The organism is Burkholderia sp. IT-111MI5 (genome assembly GCF_949752865.1).
Lineage (GTDB): Bacteria > Pseudomonadota > Gammaproteobacteria > Burkholderiales > Burkholderiaceae > Burkholderia > Burkholderia pyrrocinia_C.
The window spans coordinates 227,691-243,502 of sequence record NZ_CATKIF010000001.1; the positions used below are offsets into that span (position 1 = coordinate 227,691).

The 15,812-nt window shown below is 57.0% G+C and carries 16 protein-coding genes; 10 read left to right on the top strand and 6 right to left on the bottom strand.

Annotation, left to right across the window (positions count from 1 at the left end; all coding sequences use genetic code 11):
* Positions 1–126: 126 nt before the first annotated feature.
* Together ACM6JT_RS01050 and ACM6JT_RS01055 are read right to left on the bottom strand one after the other, a co-directional pair.
* Positions 127–2,334, bottom strand: coding sequence for a family 16 glycosylhydrolase (locus tag ACM6JT_RS01050; RefSeq protein WP_414855805.1), 2,208 nt, complete (start codon positions 2,332–2,334; stop codon positions 127–129).
* Complete coding sequence (locus ACM6JT_RS01055) at positions 2,331–3,158, bottom strand: glycosyltransferase (protein ID WP_414855806.1); 828 nt, start codon at positions 3,156–3,158, stop codon at positions 2,331–2,333. Before ACM6JT_RS01055 ends, ACM6JT_RS01050 begins: the two co-directional genes overlap by 4 nt.
* Before the next feature lie 323 nt (positions 3,159–3,481).
* Between ACM6JT_RS01055 and ACM6JT_RS01060 the strand changes: the two genes are divergently transcribed.
* Complete coding sequence (locus tag ACM6JT_RS01060) at positions 3,482–3,712, top strand: hypothetical protein (protein WP_414855807.1); 231 nt, start codon at positions 3,482–3,484, stop codon at positions 3,710–3,712.
* A gap of 262 nt (positions 3,713–3,974) precedes the next feature.
* Here ACM6JT_RS01060 and ACM6JT_RS01065 read toward each other — a convergent pair whose 3' ends face one another.
* Both ACM6JT_RS01065 and ACM6JT_RS01070 read right to left on the bottom strand, forming a co-directional pair.
* Positions 3,975–4,439: a hypothetical protein gene (locus tag ACM6JT_RS01065; RefSeq protein WP_414855808.1), complete on the bottom strand. Its 465-nt coding sequence runs from the start codon at positions 4,437–4,439 to the stop codon at positions 3,975–3,977.
* 68 nt (positions 4,440–4,507) lie between these two features.
* Positions 4,508–4,903, bottom strand: coding sequence for a hypothetical protein (locus tag ACM6JT_RS01070; RefSeq protein WP_414855809.1), 396 nt, complete (start codon positions 4,901–4,903; stop codon positions 4,508–4,510).
* A 140-nt stretch (positions 4,904–5,043) separates the two neighbouring features.
* Here ACM6JT_RS01070 and ACM6JT_RS01075 point away from each other — a divergent pair, with 140 nt between their 5' ends.
* The 3 genes from ACM6JT_RS01075 (at position 5,044) to ACM6JT_RS01085 (ending at position 7,641) form a co-directional block, all read left to right on the top strand.
* Positions 5,044–5,364 (top strand): helix-turn-helix domain-containing protein, encoded by a 321-nt coding sequence (locus ACM6JT_RS01075; RefSeq protein ID WP_414855810.1) that lies wholly within the window; start codon positions 5,044–5,046, stop codon positions 5,362–5,364.
* Positions 5,365–6,465: 1,101 nt separating this feature from the next.
* Positions 6,466–6,927 carry a hypothetical protein gene (locus ACM6JT_RS01080; RefSeq protein ID WP_080938721.1) on the top strand — a complete coding sequence of 154 codons (462 nt, stop codon included), beginning with the start codon at positions 6,466–6,468 and terminating at the stop codon, positions 6,925–6,927.
* 9 nt (positions 6,928–6,936) lie between these two features.
* The gene (locus ACM6JT_RS01085) at positions 6,937–7,641 is read left to right on the top strand and encodes a protein mobD (protein ID WP_414855811.1); all 705 of its coding nucleotides are present in this window, start codon (positions 6,937–6,939) and stop codon (positions 7,639–7,641) included.
* Between the two features lie 211 nt (positions 7,642–7,852).
* Here ACM6JT_RS01085 and ACM6JT_RS01090 read toward each other — a convergent pair whose 3' ends face one another.
* A complete protein-coding gene (locus tag ACM6JT_RS01090) occupies positions 7,853–8,686 on the bottom strand; it encodes a DUF932 domain-containing protein (protein ID WP_322084846.1) in 834 nt (277 codons plus the stop codon).
* 531 nt (positions 8,687–9,217) lie between these two features.
* Here ACM6JT_RS01090 and ACM6JT_RS01095 point away from each other — a divergent pair.
* Positions 9,218–9,940 (top strand): hypothetical protein, encoded by a 723-nt coding sequence (locus ACM6JT_RS01095; protein WP_414855812.1) that lies wholly within the window; start codon positions 9,218–9,220, stop codon positions 9,938–9,940.
* Positions 9,941–10,369: 429 nt separating this feature from the next.
* Here ACM6JT_RS01095 and ACM6JT_RS01100 read toward each other — a convergent pair whose 3' ends face one another.
* Positions 10,370–10,477: a DUF1232 domain-containing protein gene (locus tag ACM6JT_RS01100; RefSeq protein WP_414855813.1), complete on the bottom strand. Its 108-nt coding sequence runs from the start codon at positions 10,475–10,477 to the stop codon at positions 10,370–10,372.
* A gap of 404 nt (positions 10,478–10,881) precedes the next feature.
* On the opposite strand from ACM6JT_RS01100, the gene ACM6JT_RS01105 reads away from it, so the two are divergent.
* From ACM6JT_RS01105 to ACM6JT_RS01125, 5 genes are all read left to right on the top strand, one after another.
* Positions 10,882–11,076: a type II toxin-antitoxin system HicA family toxin gene (locus tag ACM6JT_RS01105; protein ID WP_012367237.1), complete on the top strand. Its 195-nt coding sequence runs from the start codon at positions 10,882–10,884 to the stop codon at positions 11,074–11,076.
* Between the two features lie 66 nt (positions 11,077–11,142).
* Positions 11,143–11,556 carry a type II toxin-antitoxin system HicB family antitoxin gene (locus tag ACM6JT_RS01110; RefSeq protein WP_012367238.1) on the top strand — a complete coding sequence of 138 codons (414 nt, stop codon included), beginning with the start codon at positions 11,143–11,145 and terminating at the stop codon, positions 11,554–11,556.
* Positions 11,557–11,819: 263 nt separating this feature from the next.
* Complete coding sequence (locus ACM6JT_RS01115; protein WP_414855814.1) at positions 11,820–14,045, top strand: hypothetical protein; 2,226 nt, start codon at positions 11,820–11,822, stop codon at positions 14,043–14,045.
* Between the two features lie 20 nt (positions 14,046–14,065).
* Positions 14,066–15,088: a hypothetical protein gene (locus ACM6JT_RS01120; protein WP_414855815.1), complete on the top strand. Its 1,023-nt coding sequence runs from the start codon at positions 14,066–14,068 to the stop codon at positions 15,086–15,088.
* A 159-nt stretch (positions 15,089–15,247) separates the two neighbouring features.
* The gene (locus ACM6JT_RS01125) at positions 15,248–15,499 is read left to right on the top strand and encodes a PAAR domain-containing protein (protein ID WP_414855816.1); all 252 of its coding nucleotides are present in this window, start codon (positions 15,248–15,250) and stop codon (positions 15,497–15,499) included.
* Positions 15,500–15,812 lie beyond the last annotated feature (313 nt).

Below are 15,812 nucleotides of genomic sequence, written 5' to 3' on the forward strand. Positions count from 1 at the left end.
CTTCATGGCCGGGTGCCGACGGATGCGGCCGGCCGTTGCCGATCCCCAAACAGTCGTTGATCGTTCCGTCGGCCGGTGACTGGTATGGAATTGAGAGCGGCCTCCGAGCGGTTGGACCAAGTACCGTTACGTGAGGGGCGACTCCAGCGGCTGATCGGCGAGCTGATCCGTCTCGGCGAGGCAGGCATCGACGCTAATTGATCGAATTGCAGACGCGGTTGGCAGTGCGCGCTGGAGTAGATGTCCAGCCAGTTCGCGCGAGCGCGTTGGCCAAGTGTTGACGTGCAGCGTCATAGGAAGGTGCGGAATCGGCGTGGGGTTCCAGTTGCCTCGTGAGTGAACGAGCCGATTGTCGACGAACCACCTGATCTCCCACGGATCCCATTCAATCGCGTATTCGTGTAGAGCGTCGGATGCATCGAATCCGAGGGGAATGATGGTAGGCGCGCCTCGATATCCATAATCGAACTTTGAACCCTCTTGCCCTGGGTTATAGAAGACATTGGCTAATAGCTGATCGGGTCGATTCCCTACGATTTCGATGTCGATCTCCTGTCGAGGCGAGTCGCGGTGCAAGAAAAAGCCCGTTACCAGACCAGGCACCCCAGTGGCCCGCATCTCAATCTCGAATCGACCGAACTGGAATCTTTGCCGACTCGATAGGGCGGCAGCACTAAAGTTGCGAACCTTTAGGGGCTCTGGTTTCACAACCAGTGAAACGCCGGACTCCCTGCGCAATACAACGTTCTGTGGACGAAACAGCCCTAAATTCCCCGGAAATGTATCGTCCCTTATCTCCCATAATTCCGCGTCGATGAATTGCAGGTTATCCCGGATGGTCAGGCGTGGCATCTTTGCAGGTTGTAGGGCGGTCGGAGGCCTGCACCGAATTCCATGCCAATCGCGGCGCGGCTGGATCACCCACGGAGAGCGGTCCCATAGCTGCTCCTTGCCAAATCGGCCGATCCTTGCTGTTGAGAACTCCTTGACCAGAGCCTGCTGTCCGACATCCACCAAACGCGGATAGGCGTCCACCGGAGGGGCACACCTAAGGTGTTCGCACAGGACGTTCCACGTTTTCGACGTCTCGGCGCACAACTGCACGACATCCGAGCCGTCCAAACTCTCTAAAATTCCCAGTGTCGCAGTTGACGGGATTTCGGTCTCCCCTACTATTACGATGAACTTCGCTTGAGGAAAGCGCTTCCGAAGCACTTCAATATGCTTAGTCAAAGATCCGATATTGACGTATGCATTGAAGACGCGATCGGTGCTTCCAGCGATTAAGTGCGTCAGTTCTTCCTGCGGTATCTCATCCAGGTCGCTGCAGCAACGGTATCCGAGCATTGATAGGGCCATGGCCAATGAAGATGCTCCTGTGCCCTCCGCGCAGAACGCGAATACCGGCTGCTCCCTGGGAGCCCCATGGAACAGCGAGGCGCCTTCACTATCGATGACACCAATCTTGGCAAGTGACGGCAGAATGGAGTAGGAATTCGCGGAGTTGAAATCGAGCCGCTGGCCAATTCGGGAGTGTCGGATCGCCCGAACGTCGAGCTTATCGAACTGGTGATTAATCCATAAATCGACCGGACCTCGACACGGAAGCAGGTCTAGCAATTTGGCGGCCCCTCGTCGAGAAAGAACGTATCCCGAGAAGTACCAGAGACCGCGTTCGGGCCGAAAGACACTTTGTGAGACGAACTGTTTTCGAGCCCCGTGCTTGACCTCTTTAAAGGACACGTATAACAAGTCGAACTGCGGCGCACCACCATCTGCAAGTTGCATCTCAGCCCATGCCTTGTCGAGATCGCCAGCGAAGTGGCGGTGAAACCAAACATCATCCTCCAGAACTAGGGCGAACGAATCGGTGCCGTCTGCGATCGACTTCCAAACACCAATGTGGGAACGAGCAACCGCGATTTCGGCTGGACTCATCTGGATGGGGCGCTCAAGCTCGAGCTTGTCGGGCATAGCGTCAGGCTGAGGTTCGACGAACAATTGATCGGCGAGCGTGTATTGCCCGGAGATTTCAGCTTTCGAATGTCCGTCCTCGCGAAATTTCCGAGCATCTATCGCCGCGAATCTTGTGGCGCTTTCCGCGAGCGACTGCCCAGAGGCGTTGCGAACGTGTTTCAGTTCCCGAGTGATGGCCGCCCATCGGGCTGCCTCCCGATCCAGATTGATAACATATATTCGACCGATACCGTGTTCGATTGCCGTGTCTGAGTACGCGAAGGAAATACATCGCTGGCGTGGTAGAAGGAAACGGGCTTGTAGGTATGCAGAATAGAAAATCCGTTGGATCGTACGGAGAGGTTTGGATAGATTCATTCCGCGTCACGATGTTGTCGTTGATTGGATAGACGCCAGTTTCGAGAGTCGTTCCTGTAGCTCAGGTGCCATTGTGTGCTGCCAATGGAATCCCAGTCCCACAATACCCGTACGGTCGATTCGATCCCAGGACACTCTTGCGCCAGTTCAAAGAGCGATTTGGTGAGGTTTCCGGGGCCTGTGGTCGATTGGATTTCTGGAAGAGCCCTGTCTGCGATATGCTCTAGCCGCGACGTCGCGGCCTCAAGCGCTTTGCTAATAACGGGGTGGTGTGGTGGTGCGATAAGAGGAGTGTTGTTGAGGTAGTAGATCCAGTCCGGCGAATGATTGACTGCATCCGCGAACAGCGATGGCGACACCATCGATCCAGTCGCATTGTCATAGCAGAGTGGCTGCAGCTTCAATCGCCCATCATCGAACAAGTCCTCGACGTCTCCGCCAACATACACGTCGTCAGCATCGATATAGAATCCGCCTTCTTTAAGGATAAAGCAGAGGCGAAAGTAATCCGACAGCATCGCTGGGTGGTAGCACAAATCGAATGCAGCAGTGTATCGCCCGCCGAGTCTTTGGCTTATAAAATCACGCGCGTCGCTTCTGTCAAAGAACAAGTATCTGAAGCCACTATGTGCCAGTCGCTTCCATGACTCCATGCAATTCATGACGTCTGAAGGGATCTGATCCCCAGCGTGCCAGAATTGCATCATCGTTCTTGGCACGGCCCTCTCGTGCGAGCTCGACGCTGTGTTCGCGCAGACCTGGCGTTGAACGAATAGCCGAACGAAGTCGGATCGTGCTCGGTGATGCTCCGGGGTATCTTCCATACTATCCGTATCGGTTGACTTCAACAATCGATGGCTGCGGGCTTACCGCTCCTTGGAGTCTGGAAACCATGTTTCGCTCCGGTTTCCGAAATGCCATAATATCCGCTTAATCGGCGCGTCAATCTCAGCTAAGCGGTCGGCCCGCTTCCTTTCTCGGTCCAAACCGTATTGATACGTAAGCGGCCCGGCGGAGGCCAGCGCTGGGAGCGCGAAAGTCCGCTTCTGGCGGCGACAGCCACGGGCTGCACTCGGCCGACGACCTGCTTCGGCCCGTCGAACTGGCGGAACCCCACGGGTAAAGTCGCGTTACGACGAGACTCGGGTTGCTCGGCAAAGATGAGTACAAGCCGCGTCTGATCGTCGTCAGGGATGCCGCAGCGACCACGACCGTGCTGAGCGAATTGAAGGCCGGCAAGTCGTTTGAAGGGCTTGCACGTCAAAACAGCATCGCGGCCAGCCAGGATGCAGGGGGAACTGCCGTGGGTTCGCTTCAAGACGCCAGTGACGGAGGGCAAGATCTCGGGCCAGCCGGTCGCGACCGCACGGGTGCTTGAAAAGTCGCCTGTAGGCACCGTCACACCCGAGTCGATTTCAGTCGACGACGCACGTGCAATCGTGAAGCTTGATGCGAAGCGGCCGAGGCAGGTGCTGGCATTCAACTAGGCGCATTCGACGATCCGTCAGCAGCGCGAGGCGCTCGTGCAGGAAAAGGCGAGTGCGCAGCTTGTTGATGGCCAACTGAGGGGGGGCGATTCAGTAATAGAACGTTGTACGACCGAGGCGAGATGCGGCGTTAAGGCCGTGACGTCAGGTTGACTATCTTCTTGCCAGCTTGTCTTCGATGTCGACGGAGACACACATAAGTGGGTTGCCGCGAGCGGGAGAGTCGGGCGGTTCGAGTCGCAGCAGAAAGTCGAAATATCGTTCCGTGAGCTTCGCGAGCTGTTCCTGTACTGCGCCAAGACGGATCAGGCATTGGGCGTCCCAGTTCATGCCCACGACGAGTTCGCTTGTCTCGCCGTTCCACTCGCTCAGGAGAATCGCAGCGGCTCGGGCGTTTTCCTCGGCGAATCGCTCGACGCGCTGCTCAATGTAGCGTACGTCGTCGCGCATCAGTGTGCCCGAAATGTGAAGCGAGACGGCGTGCGCTATCTCATCGTGCCTCAGGTGCACCGAGGCGATTCCGCCCAGATGGCGAGATACCCTATCGAGTTGCTCGTCTTCCAGATCGTCTAACACGGCTAGTGCGCCGGTCAGAGTGTACGGGGCCGGTTCTTCCATTTTGAACCTCCGATCATTGGACTCGCCCAGCATGTCGGATAGCGCCGGGATGTCGGTGCTATTGCGCTCTAGGTCACCACCGGTCGAAACTGTTCGAGAATCCGCGCTTGGCGTTGGAGAAAGGCTTCCAACTGGACGTGCTCATCGGCGAGTTCTTTGAGCAACTCCACGTGCAGGGCTAAGCCCAGTGGCACACACGACGGCTCTCCGTAGCGCACTCGTCTGAAGATACTGCCGGTCCGTGCCCATTTCTGGGAGAATTCCCCAAGTGCGTTCTCGACGGTCTCCGCTTCGTTGTCGGTCAATGTGCCGCGAATGCGGATGACGAGCGAATGCGTGACGGCATCGGTCGCGAAGTAAATGTCGGCAGGGTCGGCAATCGTTTGGGCGAATTGCTGGGCATGGTAGTGCCGGAAGTTGTCCAAGACGGACAAGGCCCCGGAAATTTCATAGGTGAATGACATACAGCCTCCGTATCAAGGGATCGCGGTCAGCCTGAGGACAGGAGTGTCTCCTCCGCCGTGGTGCGATACGCTAGCAATCGGATACCTCTGAAACCCAGTTTAGAGTCGTTTGATATATTGTCAAGGAAAAAGAATATCAAATGGATGATTTCGAGGCGCGCCTGAAAAGGGAACGATTGCGTTTGGGGCTGAATCAGACCGAGCTGGCGACGCTCGGTGGGGTCCAGAAACATGCGCAATTTCAGTACGAAAAAGGGATGAGACGACCCAACTCGGATTACCTGAGTGCGATCGCGGCTGCTGGCGTGGATATCTGTTATGTCCTGACCGGCGAGGAAGGCGCGCGTCTAGAGAGTCCCGACGAGCAGCGAATCGTCTCCGGATTTCGGGCGCTCGACGCGCGCAAACGTGAGGCGATTTTGACGTTGATCGAGGCGATTGCGCTGTCTCCGCCGCAATAGGTGTACTACCGATTTTTCTCTGCGAGCGTTGGTGCGAGGCCCCAACGTGTCGGAGAGGTGTTTCTCCAGCACCAAGCTTCACTTTGTCGACGGATTGTATCGAGTCGACGCGATCGAAGCGGGGTATCGTCGACAAGTCGGCGGTAGAGTAGATCGTGGCAAACCCGTGTGCGGTTCCGAATCGTCGGTGTGCAAATAGTCGGCTGACGGCGACCAAGTATTCCATCAACCGCCCGCGTTCGGGGCTCATCACCAGGAACACCGGCTAAAGCACAGAGCGCCGGCAGTGGCTGCATGTCCTGCGCTACTCCAATACCGCGGCATGCTCGGTCGCGGGTACGTGGTCAAGCATCGCGTTACGTCTCGCACGATCTCGCTTATGCATCCACCCACCACGAAAATCTCCGGTATTCCTCAACCAATGCGACGTGTGATTGCGCACATGGCGCCCAAAACCGGCGCAAGCCTATCCTGCAGTCACTCATTTTTCATCTTGTTTTCTCGGCCGATCGTGACTTCCGTATGCGCTATGTGCAAGCCATGCGCATTCTGAAATCGCGTCCGTGTAATTGCCGTGTGCGGCGCGTTTGATGCAGCGGTGTGAAGAAGTGAGCCCCGCATACACGATCGCATGATCCCGAGCGCATCACGTGTAAACGGGTGGAGAATGCCGGAAAGCATGTCTTGAGTGATTGGTGCGTCCGAAGCACCGCGTCGCGTCGTGCCGGTGGTACTCGAGTTTGGTCCGCAGTGGCGCGACGGTGAATGTCTGCGTAACGCCGGTGCGCGCGTGTAGCGCTGGCGTTGAAAGGGCCGGGCAGAAGAGGTGAATGCCGAGTGCGCGCCGGTGGCATCGAATGCGTTGTGGATTGCTATTCAGCGCGAATCGACGGGCAGCAGTGTTCACTGCAATTCGTGTCCATACGCGCGCGAATGAGAAGTCAGATGAGGCGTCTGACGAGAGCAAAAATATTTCTTGTTCCGTCATATTCCTATGCATTCCTCTACATTCTGTTTGCTTCGAAAACGACATAGAACGAGGGTTGACGGAGCGTAAACGCGTGCGCAAGATGCAGTGAAGGGTGTGCGTCGGAGGTCGTCATGTCGGTTGCCAGAAGATTTACTCGAGGACAGTGGGCAGCGTTCGGTCGTAGGCTGGATGCGCTGCCGGAAAAACCGAAAGACGCGCAACCTGTCAAGGTCGGGGACGGTGTCAAATCTATACAGACACAGATCGTGGCGGCGCGGGAGAAGGGATATACGTTGTATGAACTGATAGAACAGGCCGCGCAAGACGGCATCGACGTGAATCTCAATTCGCTGAGATATGCGATGCGCCGTGCGGACGGAAAGGGAAGGGTTCGGCGAGGCAATCGAGACACGGCACGAGAGCAGGCGACAGCGCCTGCTCGAGGCAGGAAGTCAGCACGGGCCAATGCGTCACGCGACAACCCGCCGCGCACGGGATTGCAGCAGAAAGAGAACACGGGGACAACCAGGCCGGGGCAACAGGTACAGGGCTTTCTTGGATTTCCGATCAGCCCGGATACCGAGAACTTGTAGAGGTCTCACATGGCAAGGCAAAATCCCCCCATCTATATGGTTGGTGGTAGCAAGGGTGGTGTCGGCAAGAGTTTTGTGACGCTGGCACTGGTCGACGATCTGCAACGCACGGACATCAACGTCGTGCTGGTGGAGACGGACACGTCCAATCCTGATGTCATGAAAGCGGTCCATGCTGAAATCGAGTGCGCGTCATGTAATTTGGACGACGTCAGCGGCTGGATCGACTTTGTTAACTTCTGCGATACGCACCGGGACGCGATCGTTGTCGTCAACACGGCAGCCCGGAGTCAGGCGGGTGTCGAGCAGTACGGAGGAACGCTCGCTAGCGCGCTCGATGAGCTCGCCCGGCGTCTGGTCGTGTTGTGGGTCATCAACCGGCAACGCGATAGTCTCGAATTGCTGCTCAAGTTCGGCGCGACGTTCCCGAACGCAATCACGCATGTTGTGCGCAACGGCTACTTTGGTTCACCAGATAAATTCACCCTTTATCGAGACTCGCAATTGCGCAACGCCGTTGAAGCACAAGGCCAATCGTTGGATTTTCCCGATCTTGCGGATCGCGTCGCGGACGAGCTGCGTAGCCAGCGTCTGTCGGTCGGAAAGGCGGCGCAAACGATGCATATGGGTGAGCGGGCGGAACTGCTGCGCTGGCGTGCGATATACGGCACGATGTTCGCCAAGCTGACAGCTCATGCGCAATTGGCGCGGTGAGGTCGCCCGGTACGTTCGCGCGCCTGTTACACGAGGTTGGAACGACCCGGTCGGTGAGAATATTCGGGAGCCGCGAAGACTTTGCCAACTGCCGTTTGGTAGCCGTGATATGACTCATACGACGGACTCAAGGAGAGCCTGTCAGGACAAAATGACAGTTATCCTGACGAGTTTTGTTTGAGCAGGGCGACGCGATGCCGCCCTACGGTATTTACACCTTCATTTGGCGCATGGCGTCGGCCAGCATCCACAGGGCGCGATTGAGCTTTACGTCCTGATCGATTCCGGTAATGGGGCGTGTGGACATCGCGCGCCCGGTCCGCGAGCGGCCATGCAGCCCGCCTTTCGTGAGATTTTCCTGCACCCGGTTAAACACCGTCCAGAGGTCGTCGCGGCGATCCTCGAAACGGCGGGGAGCGAGCAACTGGCTTTCGGTGATCGGGGCAGGCGCCTCGGCATCGGTTGGATCGTAGCGCAGCGCGAGCGCGGAGCGGGCGAACGCATGCTGCTCGTCACGGTTCAGCGAAACGTCGCACATGCCTTCCTTTTGTTCGCGAATCAGCTCGAAACCGTCGAGCACGTCGAACGCACCATTGATGACGTTCTGAATGATGTTCCCTTTGTGCGGCACCCGAATATCGGCGACGTTGTCGCCCGCAACTATGCCATTCTGGCAGACAAAACGCAGCAAGCCGGCGAGCATCTGATAGCTACTCGTGCCGTCGTGCGAGTTCAACAACACGATTTCGTTGGCTTCGTCGCCATTGATCTGCTCGGCGTGGCGAAGGCGAAGCATGTGCTTCGTGTAGTCGCGCTTGCCCGGATCGCGCACGCGGGTCTGGCAGATCATGAACGGCTGGAATCCTTCGTTACGCAAGCCTCGCAATACGTCGATTGTCGGAATGTAGGTGTAGCGCTCCGAGCGGCTTTCGTGCTTGCCGTCGCCGAAGATGGACGGGGCAACGCAGCGAATCTGATCGTCCGACAGAGGCGAGTCGGCCCGAAGCATCGGGGAGCTGTAATGGAAAGAAGAAGCGAGTTGCACGGCAATCTCCACAGCAAAAAGGGTTGAACGGCGGGCTGTGGGATGACCTTGCCGCTTACGCGGAAAAACTCTCCCGGTGGAACTCGGGGTTGGCTTTTGCTTTTGCCTGACACCCTGTTTCCTGCCCGTGCGATCCAAGGAGCCGAGCGCGGGACGGTGTCAAGGAAGGAGGCGAGGGATGGTGCGGGCAACCCGGTCCCTCGCCCCTTGATGCCGTCCCGCGCTTGGCTACGGTCGCGGGACAGGGCAGGAAATAGGGTGCCAGGCGCAGGCCAAGGCAGGAGTTTCACGGGAAGAATGACGAAGCCCCGGTTATTCACAGTTTCTGGGGGCAACGCTGTGAACAACTGTCGCGGCCGGAGCGTAATTGATTGAGGTGTATTGGATTTCGGGGCGAAGGGTGCGGTAAGCCCGAAACGGGTCAGAATTTGGGCATTCGATCGCTTCCGTTTACTCTTGCTCGGAACCACATGGGCATCGGAAGGTAGCCGCCCCGTATACTGGGGCCGGCGTAAGGACATGGGGGGCGGTATGGCGCTTCAGTGGATCGAGTATCTGAAGCAGAGCGGCTGGATGGATCTGCTGAAAGTTGGCGGCGTCGCCGGCGTTGTGAGCTCGGTCGTCACGCTGAGTTGGAATGAATTGCGGGAGGCCAGGGTCAGCAGGCGCGAAGCACGGCATGTCGCGTTGACGGTCGCGCTGTCGCTGGAAAGCTATGCGCGGGAAGCCCGATCGATGATGCATCGCGCTGACTGGGCCACGGAGGAGGCCGTCCGCTTGCAGACATATGAGCCGCTCCGTGGCGTTGCGTTACCTCCGTTCGTATTCCCGGAGCCGATCGATTGGAAATGGTTGAAACACAACGTTGCCTCTCAGCTCCGCGAGTTTCCGGCCACGCTGCATTCGATCCGTCAGTCCCTGTCCGCGGAGTGGGAATACGGCGATCCGATCGACTGGTGCGCGGAAGTGGAATTCGAATGTGCGAAGGCTGCGGTGAGGGCGTTGGAGCTATCCCACTTGACGCGTGCGAGGCATGACGCGGTGCCATGGAAGCCGATCGTGCCGGATGCCGATCTGAAAAGCGAACTCATGCAGTTCATTGCGGAGCAGAGCACGAAGCGCGAGGCGTTTCGGGAGAAGCAACGGCAGGCAGCAGCCAACGTGACTGTCGGAGAGCCCATTCCTGACACGTCCCTGACGAGTAGTGACGTGTTGCCGCTATCGCGCCAAACCGACGACCGGCGTTTGGTTTGATGCTCGTGGTTAAGCTCAGGTGGCGATGAGGAAGCGCTCAAGCTTCTTACTCTTGATCCATGACGGCTCGCGTCCGCGCCATGTCGGACCTGTTGAAATGACGGGAAACATATTAAGGGCTATGTTACCCTTCATTTTGGGACAATCTCCGGGGCCCGCAAATCATGCGCCGCTCACACAACTAAAGCTTCGCTTAAGGCTCGACTGAAGTCGTGTGTACGGCCGTGCGATGCCGTGGGCCGGGCCAGTCGGCCACGGGAACAGTCTGGTCCGTAAGACCGGAACTCGAACCGGGCAGCCAGCGCGAGTATTGCCAACCATCTCAGGCCGATCACTACCGCCGTCCCTCGGCTGACGAGGCGATCGGTGGTCAGCGCACTGCAGCGCGATGTTCAGCCACGATTCCAAGCGGCACAAGTGTGGGCGCGGCTAGGATGCCGGGCGGCACCAGATCGCGTCATCGAGCAGCCCGATCACCGGGAAAAAGTCAGGGATGAGGTCGATCGACGAAGGCCAAACGAAGGCCACCGCTGTCATGGTATGGACCGGCGATTGTGAGGCCCACTCGCCCCGTTAGATCCGCGAACTGAATGAGCAACGACCGTGGCACCCGACGCAACTGCGAACGGGTCAGCGGCCGCTTGTCGCGGTCAACGCAACGCGGGGACTTTTCAGCTAGGGCCGCACTTCGTTCGCCCCGAAGGCAGGCGGGGGCTCCCTGCGAGGAGATGATGGCCCGTACAGCGCCGCTCCATGAGCTGGAAAGGCTTCTTCCGCGCTAACGTCGCACCGCCCGACTGATCTGACTCGGCTGGCACTTTTACACACCGGGTACACAAATTTGCCTTGCATTTCTCCATGGTGTGTATAGACTACACATCGGGTGAGGCGAAAAGGGGTGTGTATGGCGACAGCTTTGGCGAAGGAAATGGTGCGGCGTTATGGATTCGAGAACAGTGATACGGCGGCTTGAGCAGGACGGGTGGGTGCAGAAGCGGGTGAAGGGTAGTCACCATCACTTCAGGCATCCGAGCAAGCCAGGCACGGTAACGGTGCCGCATCCAGAGAAAGACCTCACGATTGCGACGCTGAAAAGCATCGAGAGGCAATCTGGTTTAACACTCACCGGGCAGTAAGGCCGGTGGCTACAACGGACCCCGAGGGCCGCAACCGGTCAGCGGGTTCCAAACAAGGAGTTGGATGTGAGATTTTTCGTCGCTGTCGACAAGCAAGAGGGCACCGATTATGGCGTTGTCGTACCGGATTTTCCGGGCTGCAACTCATGGGGCACGACGCTCGAACAAGCGCTCGAAAACACGCAAGAGGCTATCGAGGGATGGGTTGAAACTTCCGTCGAGGCGGGGGACGAAGTTCGCTTCGAGCCCACGTCGTTTGAGGAACTTCGCGACAACCCGGACTATGCCGGCTCATTTTGGGCTGTCGTAGATATTGATCCTTCGAAATTTGATATGAAGCCAGAGCGTGTGAATATCAGTTTGCCGCGCTTCGTGCTTACACAGATTGACGCCTTCGCGGAGGCCCACAAGGAAACGCGTAGCGGTTTTCTCGTTCGTGCAGCACTAGAAGCCATTCGGCACGAGCAAACAGCCGTCTGATTAAAAAAGCCCCGCCGGGGCGGGGCACGGAGGATCCGTGCCTGCCTACTTGGGTTCAACCTGATCCGGCCCCCCAACGAATCCCGGACACCCGCTTAGGCTCAAGAGCCGCGCAGCGGGTTTTGCCGTTTCTGATGTCTTGTGACGAAATTTTTTGCTGTCCCAGTCGTGTGCGGAGTTTCGACCTTCAGTCTATGTGACGATTCCGCTAACAGTGACCACAGATACTGCTAATGGGTATGGGGCATCCACCTGACAAGCAAATGCCCTGGGGCTACGTATTTAAGTCGGAACTTGAGGCCATTCCCCAGCCAGGACCGCTCGATCAGGTGGTCGTGTTGAAGAAGCCATTCCACGTCAATGCGGGCGACGTCATTGCCCATATCGGTCAATATCAGCGCTACAGAGAGGCGAAGCTGAGTCCCCCGCAGCCGAGTCGACCGTTGTTGCATTTAGAAGTATTTGCGGGGCCAGAATTGCCGGCGTTCATTGCAAAGAGTCAGGCGCGCGCGAAGGAGTTGCCGGATACGGATTCGGATAAGCCGTTTCTGGAAATCCTCACGGGCGCGAAGCTTGTCACGAAGATTCCCGATCCTGACTACACGCTTGAGCAGGCGAACTTGAAATTGGTGCCGGTCAGCGATCCGAAATCACGATGGGTCAAGGTACAGCCCAAGACCGTCACCATTCCTGCTGCCCAGCCGGCGCCGGCTACTCCTGCTGGCAAGGGGAAGAAGTCCAAGGCGAAGCCGCCGTCAAAGCAGGATCCGACCGAGACGCCGACCGGTGATCCGTTCTGGGTCGAAAGCAATCTGGTCAATAAGACTACGACGGCGCCCGTCAAGGGCTGGAAAAACTTTCCGCTGAAGGTCGGCCTGGCGGACGGTCCCGGAACAGACTTCCGTGACGTCTTCCGGGTCGCCGATCTCAATAGAAAGGCGCCGCAAGATGTCGCGCGCGAAGACAAGGATGCGAGCGGAAAAGTAAAACGCTGGTGGAACGTGATCGTTGGTACGAAGGATGGAAAGTCACTTCAAGGGTGGGTGCGTGAGAAGGATCATCCCAAGGTAAATTTGTGTAGCCCTTGGGATTGGCCGGGGTTCGAACTCGTCGACAACAGCTCGGTAACAATGGCCGATATGTCGAAGCGATATCTGTTTGTCGCAGGGCTAGCAATGGAGGAAGACCAGGCCGACTTCAAACCGAGCGCTGACAAACTGGCTGCCACGGACCTCATTCAGAAACTCGAAAAAGCCATTGATGCGAATCACGATGGTACTGTGACCGCGGCCGAACTGGCTAAGGCACAGGAGACGACCTGGTTGGCTGAAGCGATCTCGCACATGGTCGTCAAATGTGAGAGCGAATGGGGCGGCAACATGGGGCAGTGGGAAGAAATCACCCCACTCATGAAGGCCGTGCCTTGGAAGTGGCAGAACGAAATGGAGCGAATCAAGAAGCTGCAATGGTGGGAGGACGTTCAATGTACTGACGTAAAAATCCTTCCGAAGGACCCGAAGCCATGGCATTTCCATCCGATCGGCTTGATCGGGAATTTCGTTCAGAGTGGGGGTGAGTGCGATTGCGGTTGCTGCATGACCGTTACCGGAACGCGCTTTATGCATACCAAGACTGATCCGTGGTACGGGCCACAGCATTCGGGAAAAATCTCGCTAGGCAATTGCCCAGCGCTAGCAACAATGCGTGCCAAAGGAACCTTAGGCGAGGTGGAAGAGAAGATTCTTCGCGCCATGGCTCAGAATGAAGGTTGTGTGGATACCGTTCAAGCAATTGATATTGCGATCATTAGCGCTGGGGCGATGCAGAAGATCATTCGCGGTTCGGCGAGCAAGGGGGAGTTAGCTGTTCAGATCGCGACATTCCGAGATACGCAGCCAGATGCGTACCAACAGTACTTTGCCAACTGTGGCTGGACTGTGAATGGGTCGGGTGACAGTTCGGAATTGGGCTACGCACATCCGACGTTCACGAATGGCGTTCGGCTTATCGGTGACGACCTCTATCGCGCGCTACGTCGCGATTGTTCGAAAGATACAATGGGCAAGGTGATCAAGTGTCCGCCAGTCGCATCGATGGCCCACGCGGTATCGTCGCCGCTATACCAAGAACTGCAAATCAAGGACTTTGTTGATCGCCTCAATCAGGCGATCAACAAGTCTCCAAGCGGCTATCCATATCGGATCAAGGATTATTTGCAATCACCCCTCGGTCGTGCTACCGCCTTGGACCAGGACGTCAACTATCCTGGTGCGACGGCAGGAAGTATGCAGGCTTCTTTGGATCGGTTCTTCAAGAACCATCCGCAAGCATCGCGCAATCCGGCAGAATGGGGGGCAAACAGGGCTACGTACGAAACCAGTATCCTGCAGGACTACGGGCCAACGCGCAGTATGGCGGTGGTCAATGGTGTGTCGGTCGCGGGAACGCGATATCAACATTTAGTAAGTGCTCTCGGACTGCCGTCTTGAGAAAGGTAACGTTAAAATCTATGAAACCTGGGGCTTCCCATCTTCGGCTCGGCTTCGCCTCCATGCATGCTATTTGTATCGGCGTGGCAACTGCCGTCGTTTCACTTGCCACTGTGACACCCGTACTTGCCAAGACATCATCGTCGACATTCCGGTTTTCTTTACCGGCTGGTGGCGCGATCATCTACAGCAATCCATCAAACCCTAAGGCACCTTTGTCCAATCGATCTTGGAGGCGTGCGATATTCACGTTGCCGGACGGAACGACGTTCGGTCTGTTGCCGCGCTCAGGCGAAAAGAACACTGAAGGCACAGAGGTTGAGCCGCCCAATACCGCTAACATTTCGCCGTCTGGCCAATATGTTGTCATCGGGCGAGTGGAAGCTGGAACGGTATGGCAAGGGCAAGGGAAACCGGAGTCTGTCCTGAGTCAGGAATTTTGCCCAGTTATCGAGGTAAGCACGGGATGCATTACCTCAAATCAAACGGGTGAAATATGTGGACAAGGCTGGAAAGCTGGTCAGCCTGCTCAATGGGGAACGGACGAGCAAACTTCCACGATGTTGAAGAGCGATCGTCCGTCGGCGAGCAATGTCTTAAGTTCTATTGAGGCTGGGCGGCCAGCCGACGGAATTGTTCGAGACGATTCCGGTGCCGACAATTTACTTCGTTGTGATCCATTGTCGTCGAGTAACCGGGAGTCTTATCGAAAAATTGAAGCTGCTTTGCGCATTAAAGGTGCAACAAACGATGCGCGTTTGATCGAAGCGGCTCTTTCGAAAAACTCCGGCGCCTCTGCTGTTAAGCCAGTGGTCCAAGAAGCGAACGCAGAAGGCCGGACCGCCACTGTATCGGTAGCTAAAGCGACTCTGTTTACCGCCCCCGACGACGCGACCGCAAGTCGAGCCTATCTCGTCCAGAATGATGTCGTAACCGTACTGAAGAAATCTCCGACTGGGTGGGCCTACGTGGACTACGTTAACGCATCCGGTAAACATTTGCTTCGTTGGATCAAAGCCGATCAGATCTCGATCAAGCAATGATGCAAGTTGCCAAGCCCCACTCGAGAATATGAGTTTCATTCAGGATTGTCGAAGTGAAATTTCGAACGGGGTGGGGCATTGAGCAGTTTCTGGGCACGACGTTGACGATGGATAACGCGCGAGCAACACGTCTGGAGATCACAAACTTAAGGAACCTGAGTGATTAATCTGATTCGAGTTGGGGATGCCACTGACCATGGCGGCAAGGTCGAAACCGGGTCAACGAAGATGAGCTTCGATGGTCGCTTTGTATCTCGCAAAGGTGACCTTGTCTCTTGTCCGCAGCACCCCAGCGTCTCACCGAATGTCATCGAGGAGGGTGATGCTTCGATGACGGATGACGGCATCCCGATTGCGCGGCACGGGCATCGGGCGACGTGTGGGTGTCACCTGATCTCAAGCCTAGTTTGATTCTGTTGACGGAAGTTGTTTCAGGTGCCCGGACAGTGCGCAGCCAGACGTCCCCACACGTTAGTTCTGTCAGGCCTGAATCGCTCCCTACAACAACGACATCTGGTCCGGCATGCTCGAGGGAGCCGCAGGGTTGCTTTCCGGCGCAGTTCGGCTCGACTGGTGTCCGGGTTCCGGATCCTCACTCGAACTCACATGCGCGTTGGTCTGCCGATACTTGCGCGCCCATTCGGCACCAAGGACATCGACGGAGAACACGACGCCCGGCGCAATCCGAACAAGCTGGCTCATCGGCAGATCCTCCTAAGCGGAC

What these genes read in the sequence shown, in the direction of transcription:
- ACM6JT_RS01055 (WP_414855806.1), bottom strand. Translation starts at nt 3,158, where the DNA reads ATGGAAGATACCCCGGAGCATCACCGAGCACGATCCGACTTCGTTCGG.
- ACM6JT_RS01080 (WP_080938721.1), top strand. Translation starts at nt 6,466, where the DNA reads ATGTCGGTTGCCAGAAGATTTACTCGAGGACAGTGGGCAGCGTTCGGT.
- ACM6JT_RS01115 (WP_414855814.1), top strand. Translation starts at nt 11,820, where the DNA reads ATGCCCTGGGGCTACGTATTTAAGTCGGAACTTGAGGCCATTCCCCAG.
- ACM6JT_RS01075 (WP_414855810.1), top strand. Translation starts at nt 5,044, where the DNA reads ATGGATGATTTCGAGGCGCGCCTGAAAAGGGAACGATTGCGTTTGGGG.
- ACM6JT_RS01105 (WP_012367237.1), top strand. Translation starts at nt 10,882, where the DNA reads ATGGATTCGAGAACAGTGATACGGCGGCTTGAGCAGGACGGGTGGGTG.
- ACM6JT_RS01100 (WP_414855813.1), bottom strand. Translation starts at nt 10,477, where the DNA reads ATGACAGCGGTGGCCTTCGTTTGGCCTTCGTCGATCGACCTCATCCCT.
- ACM6JT_RS01095 (WP_414855812.1), top strand. Translation starts at nt 9,218, where the DNA reads ATGGCGCTTCAGTGGATCGAGTATCTGAAGCAGAGCGGCTGGATGGAT.
- ACM6JT_RS01120 (WP_414855815.1), top strand. Translation starts at nt 14,066, where the DNA reads ATGAAACCTGGGGCTTCCCATCTTCGGCTCGGCTTCGCCTCCATGCAT.
- ACM6JT_RS01085 (WP_414855811.1), top strand. Translation starts at nt 6,937, where the DNA reads ATGGCAAGGCAAAATCCCCCCATCTATATGGTTGGTGGTAGCAAGGGT.
- ACM6JT_RS01065 (WP_414855808.1), bottom strand. Translation starts at nt 4,439, where the DNA reads ATGGAAGAACCGGCCCCGTACACTCTGACCGGCGCACTAGCCGTGTTA.
- ACM6JT_RS01070 (WP_414855809.1), bottom strand. Translation starts at nt 4,903, where the DNA reads ATGTCATTCACCTATGAAATTTCCGGGGCCTTGTCCGTCTTGGACAAC.
- ACM6JT_RS01050 (WP_414855805.1), bottom strand. Translation starts at nt 2,334, where the DNA reads ATGAATCTATCCAAACCTCTCCGTACGATCCAACGGATTTTCTATTCT.